The organism is Microbacterium soli (genome assembly GCF_039539005.1).
GTDB classification, from domain to species: Bacteria; Actinomycetota; Actinomycetes; order Actinomycetales; family Microbacteriaceae; genus Microbacterium; species Microbacterium soli.
On record NZ_BAABCP010000001.1, the window covers coordinates 805,506 to 819,408 of the forward strand.

General features: G+C 70.9%; 11 protein-coding genes. 5 read left to right on the forward strand and 6 right to left on the reverse strand.

All coding sequences use genetic code 11. The features are described 5' to 3' along the window. Positions 1-157: 157 nt before the first annotated feature. The 3 genes from ABD770_RS03720 (at position 158) to ABD770_RS03730 (ending at position 3,085) form a co-directional block, all read left to right on the forward strand. Positions 158-1,294 carry a Fic family protein gene (locus ABD770_RS03720; protein ID WP_344818157.1) on the forward strand — a complete coding sequence of 379 codons (1,137 nt, stop codon included), beginning with the start codon at positions 158-160 and terminating at the stop codon, positions 1,292-1,294. A 44-nt stretch (positions 1,295-1,338) separates the two neighbouring features. Next, positions 1,339-2,046, forward strand: a complete 708-nt coding sequence (locus ABD770_RS03725; RefSeq protein ID WP_344818158.1) for a peptidylprolyl isomerase — start codon at positions 1,339-1,341, stop codon at positions 2,044-2,046. A gap of 61 nt (positions 2,047-2,107) precedes the next feature. Then, entirely contained in the window at positions 2,108-3,085 is a 978-nt protein-coding gene (locus tag ABD770_RS03730) for an o-succinylbenzoate synthase (protein ID WP_344818160.1), read from the forward strand. Positions 3,086-3,106: 21 nt separating this feature from the next. Here the strand turns inward: ABD770_RS03730 and ABD770_RS03735 are convergent, their stop codons facing one another. Then, positions 3,107-3,724 (reverse strand): TetR family transcriptional regulator, encoded by a 618-nt coding sequence (locus ABD770_RS03735; protein WP_344818161.1) that lies wholly within the window; start codon positions 3,722-3,724, stop codon positions 3,107-3,109. Positions 3,725-3,915: 191 nt separating this feature from the next. Here ABD770_RS03735 and ABD770_RS03740 point away from each other — a divergent pair, with 191 nt between their 5' ends. Both ABD770_RS03740 and ABD770_RS03745 read left to right on the forward strand, forming a co-directional pair. Beyond that, the gene (locus tag ABD770_RS03740) at positions 3,916-6,762 is read left to right on the forward strand and encodes an MMPL family transporter (RefSeq protein WP_344818163.1); all 2,847 of its coding nucleotides are present in this window, start codon (positions 3,916-3,918) and stop codon (positions 6,760-6,762) included. Beyond that, positions 6,759-8,804, forward strand: coding sequence for a YhgE/Pip family protein (locus ABD770_RS03745; RefSeq protein ID WP_344818164.1), 2,046 nt, complete (start codon positions 6,759-6,761; stop codon positions 8,802-8,804). Before ABD770_RS03740 ends, ABD770_RS03745 begins: the two co-directional genes overlap by 4 nt. 222 nt (positions 8,805-9,026) lie before the next feature. Here ABD770_RS03745 and ccsB read toward each other — a convergent pair whose 3' ends face one another. From ccsB to ABD770_RS03770, 5 genes are all read right to left on the reverse strand, one after another. After that, entirely contained in the window at positions 9,027-10,037 is a 1,011-nt protein-coding gene (gene ccsB / locus ABD770_RS03750) for a c-type cytochrome biogenesis protein CcsB (RefSeq protein ID WP_344818165.1), read from the reverse strand. Position 10,038: 1 nt separating this feature from the next. Beyond that, positions 10,039-11,763 (reverse strand): cytochrome c biogenesis protein ResB, encoded by a 1,725-nt coding sequence (gene resB / locus ABD770_RS03755; protein ID WP_344818166.1) that lies wholly within the window; start codon positions 11,761-11,763, stop codon positions 10,039-10,041. After that, positions 11,744-12,517: a cytochrome c biogenesis CcdA family protein gene (locus ABD770_RS03760; protein ID WP_344818167.1), complete on the reverse strand. Its 774-nt coding sequence runs from the start codon at positions 12,515-12,517 to the stop codon at positions 11,744-11,746. The genes resB and ABD770_RS03760 overlap by 20 nt, the downstream gene beginning before the upstream one ends. Further along, on the reverse strand, positions 12,514-13,134 hold the full coding sequence (locus tag ABD770_RS03765; RefSeq protein WP_344818168.1) for a TlpA family protein disulfide reductase: 621 nt from the start codon (positions 13,132-13,134) through the stop codon (positions 12,514-12,516). Before ABD770_RS03765 ends, ABD770_RS03760 begins: the two co-directional genes overlap by 4 nt. Before the next feature lie 75 nt (positions 13,135-13,209). Then, positions 13,210-13,842 carry a histidine phosphatase family protein gene (locus ABD770_RS03770; protein WP_344818169.1) on the reverse strand — a complete coding sequence of 211 codons (633 nt, stop codon included), beginning with the start codon at positions 13,840-13,842 and terminating at the stop codon, positions 13,210-13,212. Positions 13,843-13,903: the final 61 nt, after the last annotated feature.

Consider the following 13,903-nt stretch of genomic DNA (forward strand, 5'->3'; position numbering starts at 1 on the left):
CAAGTGCACGTCACGGTGAGCGCAAGTATCCTTATGCTTGTATGCAATTAATCGCACTCTGTCACTGGCAGAAAGTGCGATGAAATCAGCATTGATAGCCCAGTTGTCGCAAATAGTTCTCCAATCCGACGCAAATCACAGAATGCCGAGGAGCAAGATGCCCGACCTGTACCGCATACCGCCGCTCTCCTTCGACTCCGATCTCGTCGCCACACTGTTCGAGATCGAGCGGCTTCGCGCGGACATCGGAACCGGCGATACACCACGGGATACGTTCGCTGAGCTCCAGCTGCTGTTCGATACCGTCATGAGCGTCGTCTCGGCCCGCATCGAGGGGAATCACACGACCGTCTTCGAAGCACTTGATCATGCCGGTGGCGAACCGGCGGATGCAACCGACGAGAAGCTCCGGGAGATCACCAACATCGTCTCCGCAGCCCGCTACCTGGACAGCCTCGACCCTGCGGAGCCCCTGACCCACCTCCTCATCCGCGATCTCCACGCGCGCACGGTCGCGGGGCTGACCACGGAGGGAGATCCCACACCGGGTGCGTACCGGAAGGTCGACGTGGCGATACGAGGCTCCGCGCACCGCCCGCCTTCATCACCGCTCGTGCACGCAGAGATGTCGTCGCTGCTCGACTTCGCGAACGCCGAGAGGCCGCTGCATGAGCAGATGATGCAGATCGCCCTCGCGCACCACCGCTTCGTCTGGATCCATCCGTTCCGCAATGGAAACGGACGCGTCTCGCGACTTCTCACCTATGCGATGCTGCGCCGTACGATCTTCGCGACCCGCGGCTTCAGCGCAGTCAATCCGACTGCTGTCTTCGGCAATGACCGCGGTGCCTACATCTCGGCGCTGGAGTCCGCGGACACGCTCAGCGATGACGGGACGATCGCGTGGGCTTCATTCTTCGTGAGAGGCATCCGCGATGACATCGCAAGGCTGGTGCGCCTCCAGGACAGGCTCCACGTCATCGAGGCTCTCGTGGGTCCCTCGCTGGACAGGCTCCTCCGAGACGGGCAGGTCACAGCCGATGAGCATCGGGTTCTTCATCGAGTCCTCGACCTGGGGACGGTCAAGGCCGGGGATCTCAGCGATGTCGCCCCGGGCAGCGCGTCCACGCGTTCACGTCTCATCCGCGATCTGCTGGATCGACGACTGCTCCGGCACTCCAGTGAGGGTCCGCGCTTCTACCGCCTGTCGATCTCCCAGGGACCGCTCGCGCCTCGCATCATCCGGCAGCTCGATGTTCTCGGCTACTTGCCGAAGATGTTGTCCGAGGACTGACCATCGTGCGACGGGTGCCGGGTGGCATCCCGTACGATCTTCGAATGCGAAACTCCCTCTCCCGCCCGCGCCTCGGCGTGCTGGCGCTGACCGCCGCGGCCGCCCTCGCCCTCGCCGGCTGCGCATCGAGCCCCGCCAGCAACTACGGCGAGCAGCCCACGTCCGCGGCATCCGAGGCACCCGAGACCCCCGCCGCATCCGGCGAGTGCAGCTATCCCGCCGACTCCCGCCCGGCGGCGAAGCAGGTCGAGGCTCCGGACGCCGAGCCCTCGGCCACCGGTGAGGTGCCCGTCACGGTGTCCACGAGCATCGGGGATCTCGCCGTGACGCTGGATGCGGATGCCGCGCCGTGCACGGTGGGCAGCTTCCTGTCGCTGGCTGCGCAGGGCTACTTCGACGGCACCACCTGCCACCGCCTGACCACTCAGGGCATCTTCGTGCTGCAGTGCGGCGACCCGACCGGCACCGGCACCGGCGGTCCCGGCTACTCGTTCCCCGATGAGCTGACGGGCACCGAGACGTACCCGGCGGGCACCCTCGCGATGGCCAATGCCGGCCCGAACACCAACGGCTCGCAGTTCTTCATCGTGTACGCCGACACCCCCCTGCCTCCGAAGTACACCGTGTTCGGGCACGTCGACGACGCGAGCACGAAGGTCGTCGCCGACGCCGCCGCGGCGGGAACCGAGACCGGCGCACCCGACGGCGCCCCGAAGACGCCGGTCGACATCACGACGATCACCGAGGGCTGAGGCCCGCCGCGCGGGCGGTGCAGCACGTGTGGCCCGGGCGACGGCGCGGCATGATGGACGCATGACGCCGCCGCTCACAGAACTGCTCGACACCGCCCGTGTGGTCGCCCTGCCGATGAACACCCGGTTCCGCGGGGTGGACGTGCGCGAAGCGCTGCTTCTGGAGGGGCCGGCGGGCTGGGCCGAGTTCTCGCCGTTCGTCGAATACGAGGATGCCGAGGCCGCGACCTGGCTGCGGGCCGCCGTCGACTTCGCGTGGAGCACCCAGCCGACGCCCCTGCGCGAGCGCATCCCCGTCAACGCGACGGTGCCCGCGGTGACCGCCGAGCGGGTGCCCGAGGTGCTGGCGCGCTTCGACGGATGCCGCACGGCCAAGGTCAAGGTCGCCGAGCCCGGTCAGGTGCCGGCCGACGACATCGCCCGCGTGCGCGCGGTGCGGGAGGCGATGGGGCCGGAGGGCCGCATCCGTGTCGATGCCAACGGCGGCTGGAGCGTCGACGAGGCGGAGCGCGCGATCCATGCGCTGGCCGAGTTCGATCTGGAGTACGCCGAGCAGCCCTGCGCGACCGTGGGCGAGCTGGCCGAGCTGCGGCGGAGGGTGAAGCACACCGGCATCCCCATCGCCGCCGACGAGAGCGTGCGCAAGGCCGCCGATCCGCTGGCCGTGGCGCGGGCGCAGGCCGCGGACCTCATCGTCATCAAGGCGCAGCCGTTGGGCGGCATCCGCCGCGCCCTGGGCATCGTCGCCGAGGCGGGCCTGCCCGCGGTCGTCTCCAGCGCGCTGGACACGGCGGTCGGGCTGTCGCAGGGTGCGGCGCTGGCCGCAGCCCTCCCCGCCCTGGACTACGACTGCGGGCTGGGCACGGCATCGCTGTTCGCGGACGACGTCGCGGATGCGCGCCCGTCCGGCGGGTCGGTGTCGGCGGCGCGGGTGACTCCGGATGCCGCGGCGCTGGCGCGCCTGGAGGCCCCCGCCGACCGACGGGACTGGTGGCTGGAGCGCCTGCGGCGCTGCCACGCCCTGATCGAACTGCGCTGAATCCAGCGACGGCGGTCGCCACTACTCGCGCAGCAGCTCGACCATCCGGCCCAGGGCCTCGCTACCCGCGCTGCGCAGCCGGTCCGCATCGCCGCCGTCGATCGCGTCGCGCACGGTCATGCCCTCCCAGACGATCATGAGCAGCCGTGCCGCCTGCTCGGCATCCACGCGCAGGCGGATCTGGCCCGCGTCGACGATGTCCTGGATGATCGTGGCGATGCTGCCGACCATCTCGCTCTCCTGGGCGAGGTAGGCGACGCTGAACCCCGGATCGCGGAGGGCTCTGATGCGGATCTCGCTCAACATCATGACGCCCATGCGGTCATCCGCACCGGAGTCCATGATCCGTCTCACGAGATCGACGGGATCGGCGACCGACAGCTCCCCCGAGCCGACCATCGTGCTCACCCGTTCGCGCACCGAGTTCAGGCGGGCCTCCCCCAGGCTCGATGCGAGAGTGAGGAACAGTTCGTCCTTGGACTCGAAGTTCGAGTAGAAGGCGCCGCGGGTGAATCCGGCGCGCTCGCAGACCGCCTCGACGGTCGCGCCCTCCAGGCCCACCTCGGCGAACACCTGCGCGGCGGCGTCCAGAAGGCGCGCCCGGGTGTTCTCCCGGCTCCGCGTCGCGGGTGTCGACATCGCTCCTCCTGGGTCAACTCTGCCACGAGTTCCGCATCGAGCGGCGTGCGGACACCCGCCCGGCACTGATCACGCCTCACCGGGAGATCACCCGATGTTCACACCCCGTGCACAGCATCCGGCGTGGGCTGCGACTTACGATACGTGTACGTATTGAATACATTCGTGTATCGAACCGTGACGGAGGCCGCGTGTCCACTCTCCTGTCCTCGCTGGGGCGCTGGTCGTTCCGCCACCCCTGGCGCGTACTCATCAGCTGGCTCATCGTGCTCGGTGTCGCCGGAGGCGGTGCGCTCGTGCTGGGCACGGGCACCGACAACACGTTCTCGATCCCCGGCACCGAGTCGCAGGCGGGGCTCGAGCAGCTCTCGCGCACCTTCCCGCAGGTCAGCGGCACGAACGCGCAGTTCATCGTCGTGGCGGCCCCCGGCGACGACATCACGGATGCCCCGTACCGCGCCGGCATCGAGGATGCCGTGGATCGCATCGACGGCATCGACCTGGTCCTGGCGGCGACCTCGCCGTACGACGAGCTCGTCGACGGCATGGTCAACGACGACGACACCGCCGCCATCGTGCAGGTGCAGTTCGACGGCCAGTCCAGCGACATCCCCGATGAGCAGGTCGACGAGTTGCGGGGCATCGTCGACGACCTGACCGCCGCCCTCCCGGACGGCTCGCAGGTGGCGCTGGGCGGCGACCTGTTCGCCCTCTCGATCCCCTCCGTCACGCTCACCGAGGCCGTGGGCCTCGTCATCGCCCTGCTCGTGCTCATCGTGACCTTCCGCTCCTTCGTCGTGGCCGGGCTCCCCCTGCTGACGGCCGTGCTCGGCGTCGGCATCTCGATCGCGGGGATCTTCGCCGCCACCGCGTTCGCGACGGTGTCGTCGACGACACCGCTGCTGGCGCTCATGCTGGGGCTCGCCGTCGGCATCGACTACGCGCTGTTCATCGTCGCCCGCCACCAGGACCAGGTGCGCGCGGGCGTCGGCCCCGAGGAGTCCGCATCGCGCTCGGTGGGCACGGCCGGATCCGCCGTCGTCTTCGCCGGCGTCACGGTGCTCATCGCCCTCATCGGGCTCGGCTTCGCCGGCATCCCCTTCCTGACCACCATGGGCATCGCCGCGGCCGTCGCCGTCGCGATCGCCGTCGCCATCGCGGTGACGCTGACCCCGGCACTGCTCGGGTTCCTGAAGGGGCGGGTGGCGGGCAGGACCCGCCGCGCGACCGCAGGAGCGAGGAAGAAGCCGGATACCGGGAAGCCGCACCGCACGTTCTCCCAGCGCTGGATCGCCGGCGTCACCCGCCGCCCGATCCTCGTGACGATCGCCGTCGTGCTGGGCCTGGGCGTCGTCGCGGTGCCCGCGCTCAGCCTGAACCTCGCGCTGCCCAACGCGGGCGTCCTGCCGAAGGGGTCCGAGGCGCGCCAGAGCTACGACCTGACCGCCGAGCAGTTCGGCCCCGGCTTCAACGGTCCGCTCATCCTCACCGGCACGATCGTCACCTCCACCGACCCGCTGAATCTCATGCAGGATCTCGGCGACGAGGTCGCGACGCTGCCCGGCGTCCGCGAGGTGGCCCTGGCCACCCCCAACGAGACCGCCGACACCGGCATCGTGCAGATCATCCCCACCACCGCCCCCGACGACCCCGCCACCAGCGACCTCGTGCGCGAGCTGCGCGCGCATCACGACCGGTGGCAGGACGAGTACGGCATCGACCTGAAGGTCACGGGCTTCACGGCCGTGGCCATCGACATCTCCGACCAGCTGGGCTCCGCCCTCCTGCCGTTCGGCGTCTTCGTCATCGGCCTGTCGCTGATCCTGCTGGCCATCGTGTTCCGCTCGATCTGGGTGCCGGTCACCGCCGCCACCGGCTACCTGCTCTCCATCGTCGCCGCGTTCGGCGTCGTGGGCGCGGTGTTCGAATGGGGCTGGTTCGCCGACGCCCTGCATGTGGCGCGCACCGGGCCCATCATCAGCTTCATGCCGATCGTGCTGATGGGGGTGCTGTTCGGCCTGGCCATGGACTACCAGGTGTTCCTCGTCTCGCGCATGCGCGAGGACTACGTGCACGGGCTGCGCCGCACGCAGGACGCCGAGTCCCGTGCGGCCCGGCGGGACACCGCGATCGATGCCGTGCGCACGGGCTTCTCCGGCACGGCCCGCGTGGTCACCGCGGCGGCGCTCATCATGTTCGCCGTGTTCGTGGCCTTCGTCCCGGAGGGCGACTCCTCCCTCAAGCCGATCGCCCTGGGACTCGCGGCGGGCATCGCGATCGACGCGTTCCTCGTGCGCATGACGCTCATCCCCGCCGTGATGACGATCCTCGGCGAGCGCGCCTGGCGCATCCCGCGCTGGATGGAGCGGGTTCTCCCGCACGTCGACATCGAGGGGGAAGCCGTGGAGCGGGAGAGGTCGCTGACCGCATGGCCCGGCGACGACAGCATCGTCGCCGCCGACGACCTGACGATCTCCTCCGTGGGCGTCTCCGGCGCCCGTCTGCGTCTGGCTCCCGGTGACGCGCTCATCGTCACCGGCGCGTCCCCCCGCGCGCTGCGCGCCTTGTCCCTGACGGTCGCAGGGCGGATGAAGGCGGATGCCGGGCTGCTCCGCGTCGACGGGCACCTGCTGCCCGGCCGTGGCACGTGGGTGCGCGCCGGAGTGGGTGTCGCCCTGCTCGGCCAGGCGGATGCCGCGACCCAGACCGCCGAGGCACTGCGCGGACGCACCCGCCTGGTCGTGCTCGACGGCGCCGACCGGCTCGCACCCGCGGAGCGCGACCAGATCGCGGCACGGCTGCGGGACGCCGGGGCGGGCGTCGCCGTGCTCGCCACCGCGACCGACCCGGCCGCCGCGCAGCTCCTGTTCGAGGAGGCCGGCCGGCCCACCGCATCCGTTCTCGACCTGCGCGACCCGGTACCCGCATCCGCCGAGCCCGAGGACTCCGGCAGTGCGGGACCCCCGACCGAATCCTCCCCCGATCCGACCGAGGTGACCGCATGCGACGTCCTGAGCGAACGGAGTGAGACGAAGTGACTCTCCGCATCGAACGCGCGCGCTCGCGGCGCCCGATCACGTGGCTGACCCTGATCGGCGTGCTGCTGCTGCCGGCGATCATCGGCGGCGTGCTCGTGGTCGCGCTGCAGAACCCGACCGGGCGACTCGACACCATGACGGCCGCCGTCGTCAACCTCGACGAGCCGGTGACCGTCGACGGGCAGTACACCCCGCTCGGGCGGCAGCTGGCCGCCGGCCTCGTCGAGGGCTCCGACGACATGAAGTCCAACCTCACCTGGGCCATCTCGAATGAGAAGGACGCCGCCGAGGGACTCGGCGACGGCACCTACCAGGCGGTCGTGACGATCCCGAGGAGCTTCTCGGCCGATGCCACGTCGGCCGGTGCCGCCCTGCAGGACGCGGACGGCACCGCGGAGCAGGCGCGGATCACCGTCACCACCCCGCCCGACGGGCGCGTCGCCGACGACCTGATCACGAGTCAGATCGCGACGGTCGCCTCGTCGACCATGGGCACGATGCTCAGCGAGGCGACGGTCGGGAACGTGCTGGTCGGATTCACGACCATCGGCGACCAGATCGGGCAGGCCGCCGACGGTGCCGCAGCCCTCGCCGACGGGGCGCGGTCGGCTGCTGACGGGGCGGCGGCTCTGCCGGGCGGTGCCACCCAGCTCGCCGACGGCGCGCACAGGCTGTCCGACGGAGCGTCGACGCTGGCCGGCGGCCTGGGAACGATCTCCTCGAAGGCCCGCGAAGCGGGTGCCGGGGCGACCCGGCTGGGTCAGGGTCTCAACGCCGGCGCGGCGATGCTGGAGCGCGACGGGCTCATCCCCGACGAGCTGTTCGCCGCGGCGGACGGCGCGGCACAGGCGACCGCGGGCGTGCAGCAGGCCGTCGATGGGGCGAAGCTCGCCACGGCCGGCGTGCAGCAGGGCGTGGACGGTCTCGCGAAACAGCTGGCCGCGGCGGCCGCCCTGTGCGACCCCGCCACCACCGAGGAGCTGTGCGCGAAGCTCGCTGCGGCCGTCGACACGGCCGACGCGCTGGTGACGCCGTCCGCACAGGCCGCGGGCGCCGCGGCGACGGCCGCGCAGTATGCGGGGCCCGCTGCGCAGGCCGCGTCCGGAACAGCCGCGGGCCTGAGGGCTTTCGACGAAGCCGCACCAGCCGAGCTCGCCGGGCAGATGCGCACCGCAGGTTCCGCGGCCGTGCAGCTGGGCGGCGGTCTGGACCTGCTGGCCGACGGCGTCTCGCAGTCGGCGTCCGGAGCGTCCGCGCTCGCCTCCGGCGCGACCGGGCTCGGCGACGGAGCGACGGCCCTGGCCGACGGCGCGGGCGAGCTCGCGGACGGTGTCGACGCCCTGGCGTCCGGCACCGGCGAACTGGCCGACGGGCTGAGGACCGCATCCGCCTCGCTGCCGTCGTTCGACGAGCAGCAGTCCACGGAGCTCGCCGCCGTCATCGCGAACCCCGTGAAGGCGTCGGCCGAGTCGGGTGCCCTGTTCGGCCCGACCGCGATCCCGCTGCTGTCGGTGGTGGTGCTGTGGTTCGGCGCGCTGGCCTCGTTCATCGCGCTGCGCGCCGTGCCCGGCGATCCTCTCACCTCGCGCCGCCCGTCGGCGTCGATGGTACTGCGCGGGTTCTGGCCCGCGGCAGCGCTGGGTGCGGGCCAGGGCGTGCTGGTGGCGCTGATCGTGCAGATCGTCGCCGACTACGACGCGGCGACGTGGTGGGGCTTCGCCGGGTTCGCGGTGCTCGCGGGCATCTCCTTCGCCGCCGTCAACCAGGCGCTCGTCGCCCTGCTCAGCGGGATCGGGCGTTGGGTCGGCGCGCTCGTCGGAGTCGTCGCGTTCGCCACCGGGCTGATCTCGACGATCCCCGGCTGGCTCGCCGGCCTCGGGTACGCGATGCCGACCGCCCCGGCGCTGGGCGGGCTCATCGCCCCGAACGGCGCGGCCGCGAGCGGCCTGGTGGTGTGGGCCGTGCTGTCGCTGGGGGCCGCGACCCTCGCCGTCGCGCTGCGTCGCACGACCTCCGCGAAGGCCGTGCTGGCCGCGGCATAGCATCCGGAGGTCGCGTCCCGGTCCTACCACTGCCCCGAACCGCTCCCGTCGCAGTTCCCGCCGCTTCCGACCACGGGCGGTCATCACCGGGAACAGGACATTCACCCAGAACAGGACGAACACGGCCGGGATCGTCCTGCTCCGGCCGAATCTCCTGTTCTCGGGTGAGGATGCGACCAGGGTCGGCGGAACGCGGGCCCGCCGGACGCGAGAAGTCCCGGCTCAGCTCAGGCCGGAGTAGGCGTGCAGGCCCTTGAAGAAGACGTTCACGATCGTGAAGTTGAAGATCACGGCGGCGAAGCCGGTGATCGACAGCCATGCCGAGGGGGTGCCCCGCCATCCGCGAGTCGCCCGGGCGTGGATGTATCCGGCGTAGAGCACCCAGATGATGAAGGTCCAGGTCTCCTTCACGTCGAAGCCCCAGTACCGGCCCCATGCGTCCTGCGCCCAGATCGCGCCTGCGATGAGCGTGAAGGTCCAGAAGATGAACCCGACGACGGCGAAGCGGTACGCCAGGTTCTCCAGGTGCACGGTGTCGGGCAGGGTGCGCAGGAAGCCCGCACCGGCGTTCACGGCGCCCTCCGCCACACGGCGCTCCCGCCGGGTCTGCAGCAGCTGCACGACCGAGAGCGCGAAGGCCAGAGCGAGAATCCCGACCGACAGCGAGGCGACGAAGACGTGGATGACCAGCCACACCGACTTCAGCGGGTCGACGAGCGGGGTGACGATGACGTAGAAGTTGGAGGCCGCGGCTCCCAGCAGCACCAGCACCAGGCCGGAGATGAACGTGCCGAGGTAGCGCAGGTCGAGCCGGGTGAGCGTGACCAGGTACACGAGCACGATCAGCAGGGTGCCGATCATCGCGAACTCGTACAGATTCGCCCACGGCACCCGGCCTGCGGCGATGCCGCGGGTCAGCGTCGCGGTGAGGTGGAACAACCAGCCCAGCACCATCAGCGAGGTGCCGATGCGCCCCATCACGAAGCGCTGCCGCACGGGCGCGCCCGTGGCATCCGCGAGCGCCGACTCCTCGGCATCCGCCGACACGCCCGATGCCGCCTGCACCGACGACACGGCAGAGCTCCCCGCGCCGGCGGCCACCAGCATCCGCTCCTCGCTCCTGACCGTCGCCGACCGTCGGGCGAGGTCGAAGGCGAAGGCGATGAAGGCGCCGGCGTAGATGGCGATGGCCGTCCACAGCGTCAGGATGGAGATGGAATCCAGATCGGGCATGTCATGCTCCCTTCACGGGGCGCCGCGCGGCGGCCGCATCGAGCAGCCTCTCATGACCGCGGACGAGGTCGTCCAGGGCTGCGGCGAGGGTGGGATCCTCGCCGCGGGCGAGGCCGGCGTACTCAAGATGAATGATGTCATCGGATGCCGTCGCCTTGACCCACATGCGACGGCGGGGGACGAACAGGGCCAGGCCGAGGCCCGCCAGCGCCACCAGCGCGAAGACGAGCACCCAGACGGCCGAGTCGTCATGATGGATCTGCAGCGACACATAGCGCTTGACGGACTGCGTGAAGTCCTTCGCTCCCGCCGGGGCCTCGTTCTCGAACGTCACGGTGCCCAGGCCGTCCGGCAGGTCGGCGGTCTCGCCGGGCTGCAGCTGGATGGACTCCGCGTCGGTGCCGCGTCCGTTGAGCTTGGTCATGTCCTCGGTGTCCAGCTGGTACACCGACACGGGGGCTCCGCCGTCGATGCCCAGGTCGCCCTCGTAGACGTCCAGCGTCAGCAGCGGGATGTTCACGGCGCCGTGCGCCGAGGTGAAGGCCCCGGAGTCGAGCTTGACGGCGGTCGGGTAGAAGAACCCGATGAGGCCCAGCTGCTCCGGCATCCCGTCCGGGATCTTCACGACGCCCAGCGAGGTCATGTTGGGATCCTGCGGCAGGAACTCCACCGCCTCGCTGAACACCTGCACGCCGTCGGCATCGCGCACCGTGATGGTGGGCGCGTAGCCGTTGCCGAGCAGATACACCTTGTCACCGCCGACGACCAGCGGGTGGTTCACCTCGACCGCGCCGTCGGTCGACGAGCCGTCGGGCTCGCGCACGCTCAGGTGCGCTTTGAAGTTGCCGGCCTGCCCGGCACCGGGCTCGCCGAAGCCCTCATAGGTCACGTCGAACGAGTCCAGGGTGAGCGCGTAGGGGTCCAGCGCGTCGTCGGCGACGAAGCGGCCGCGGTTGATCGAGTTGTAGTCGATCAGGGCGTTCACGAAGGTCTGTCCCTCCACGATCACCCGCTGCCCGGTGTAGGCGAAGCCGCCGCCGATGCCGACGGCGATGAGCACACCGACCAGGGCGATGTGGAACACGAGGTTCCCGGTCTCCCGCCAGTAGCCGCGCTCCGCGGACACCGACCAGGTGCGGCCCGCACCGGTGCCGCGATCGTAGCGGGCGACCCGGTAGCCGAGTGCCTTGAGCTGCTTCTCGGCGATGTCGACGGATGCCGCGGCGTCCGCCTCCGTCCCCTCCCGCGCGACCGAGCGGTGGTCCTCCAGCCGTGCCAGCCGCACGGGGGTGCGCGGCGGCTGTGCGCGCAGCGCCTTCGCGTGGTGCTTGATGCGCGGGATGATGCAGCCGATGAGCGAGACGAACAGCAGCAGGTAGATCGCCGAGAACCACGGTGACGAGTACACGTCGAACAGGCTCAGCCCGTCGAGGATCGGGAACAGGTCGGGGTTGTCGGTCTTGTACTGGATGACGCCGTTGGGGTCGGCGCCGCGCTGCGGGAACACCGACCCCGGGATGGCGGCGATGGCGAGCAGCAGCAGCAGGATCAGCGCGACCCTCATGGAGGTCAGCTGGCGCCAGGCCCAGCGCAGCCAGCCGATGACACCGAGCTTCGGCTGGGAGATCCCGTCATCGACGGGAGCCGCGGAGTCGATGTGGTCGGCGGGGCGCAGCGGATCGGATGCCGCGGACGCGCCGTCCCGGTCAGAGCGGGAGGACGACACTGGACATCACCGCCCCGATGCGCGACATGAGCTGCGTCCACACGCCGGTGACCATCAGCAGTCCGAGGAGGATGAGGAGCGAGCCGCCGATGATGTTGACGGCGCGGATGTGGCGGCGCATGAACGCGGTCGCCGTCGTCGCCCAGCCGAAGCCGAGGGCGACCAGCAGGAACGGGATGCCGAGGCCCAGCGAGTACGCGACGCCCAGCAGCGCGGCGCGCCACGGATCGCCGAGGGTCCAGCCGACGCTGATGATGGCGCCGAGGGTGGGGCCCGTGCACGGCGCCCAGCCGATCGCGAGCGTGACGCCCAGCAGCGGCGCTCCGACGAGCCCCGTGGTGGAGGTCACCGGCATCCGGAACTGCCGCTGCGCGAACCCGAAGAAGCCGAGGAACACCAGGCCCATCGCGATGACGACGACGCCCAGGATGCGGGTGATCAGTTCTCCCCACTGCAGCAGGAAGACGGATGCCGTGCCGCCGACCACCGTGTAGGCGACGAAGACCACGGTGAAGCCCGCGATGAACAGCAGCACGCCCAGCAGCATCCGCCGTCGGTCGCCGCGCGTCCGCGTCACGGACCGCGCCTCTCCGCCCGGGGACGGCGTGGAGCCCGCCGCTCCCCCGATGAACCCGAGATAGCCGGGCACCAGCGGCAGGATGCACGGGGAGAGGAACGAGACGAGTCCCGCCAGCAGCGCCAGCGGGATCGCCAGCCACAGCGCCCCGGCGCCGATCACGGCATCCGGAGTCACGCGGTCTCCTTCAGGACGTCCTTGATGAGGGTCGACAGGATGGAGGTGCCGTCGATGGGGCCGATGATGCGCGCGGCGACGCGGCCCTGCCGATCCAGCACCAGCGTGGTGGGCGGCGCCTGGATGGGGGCCACCTTCGCGAAGGCGAGCTTGGCCTCCCCGGTGTCGGCGTCGATGAGGCTCGGGTAGGTGACGCCGTACTTCTGTGCGAACGCCTTGGCCGTGTCGGCCTGATCGTAGATGTTGACGCCCATGAAGACCACGCCATCGGCCCGGTGCTGCTGCCAGACGGCCTCGAGGTCCTTCGCCTCGACGCGGCAGGGCCCGCACGTCGCGTACCAGAAGTTCACGACGACGACCTCGCCGAGCGCGTCCGTGCTGGAGAACGCCTCCCCGGTCTCGGTCGTCCCGCCGAACTCGACGGTCTCGCCGCGCTTGTCCGCGGGGATCTCCACGACGCGGAAGTCATCCGTCGTGTACGCGTTCTGGTCGCCGTTGAGATACGCCTCGGTCGCGGGGTCGGGCGCGCACGCGCTCAGCCCCGCGGCGAGCGCGCCGGCGAGGACCACGGCCCCGAGGCGCAGGACGTCGCGGCGGGATCGAGCAGGCGAGGACACGCTGGGAATCGTACGCGTGTTTCCTATGGGTGCTCTGCGATGGCGGGCTGTGCGGCGGAGCGGACTCCGCTGGGATCAGACGGCGCCGAGGTCGATTCCGGATGCCGCGGGCTCGGCGTAGTCGATCTCGTGCCACGCATCGCCCACACGCTCGAAGGTCGTCACGCTGGAGAGCGCGCAGCGACGCGACCGCGGGTCGTGGCGCAGCGGGAGGCCGGCGACGGCGAGGTGCGTGATCCAGATCGGCGCCTGGTGGGAGACGAGCACGATGTCCCCGGCGTCCGTCCCTGTCGCGGCATCCGCGCAGTCGCCCATCGCGGCCAGCATCCGCTCCGCGACCGACCGGTACGGCTCCCCCCAGCTGGGCACGGAGGGGCGACGCAGATACCACCAGTTCAGGGGGTTGCGCAGCGCGCGCGACATCCGTCTGCCCTCGAAGACATTGGTCGGCTCGATGATGCGCTCCTCGAGCACCGGTGCGAGGCCGGTCAGCTCGGCGAAGGGCGCCGCCGACTCCTGCGTGCGCTCCAGGGGGGAGCAGCGCAGCTGCGCGATGGGGCGGCCGAGACCCGCCACGTGCTCCGCGGCCGCGCGGGCCATCGCCCGTCCCGACGCGCTGAGATGATAGTCGGGGAGCCGCCCGTACAGCACGCGCGCAGGGTTGTGCACCTCGCCGTGCCGGACGAGGTGGAGGCGTGATGCGGTCACGCACCCACCGTAGCGCGGTGCCGCACGCGCTGGCCGCCGCCGACGGCGTCATGCAGCGCGA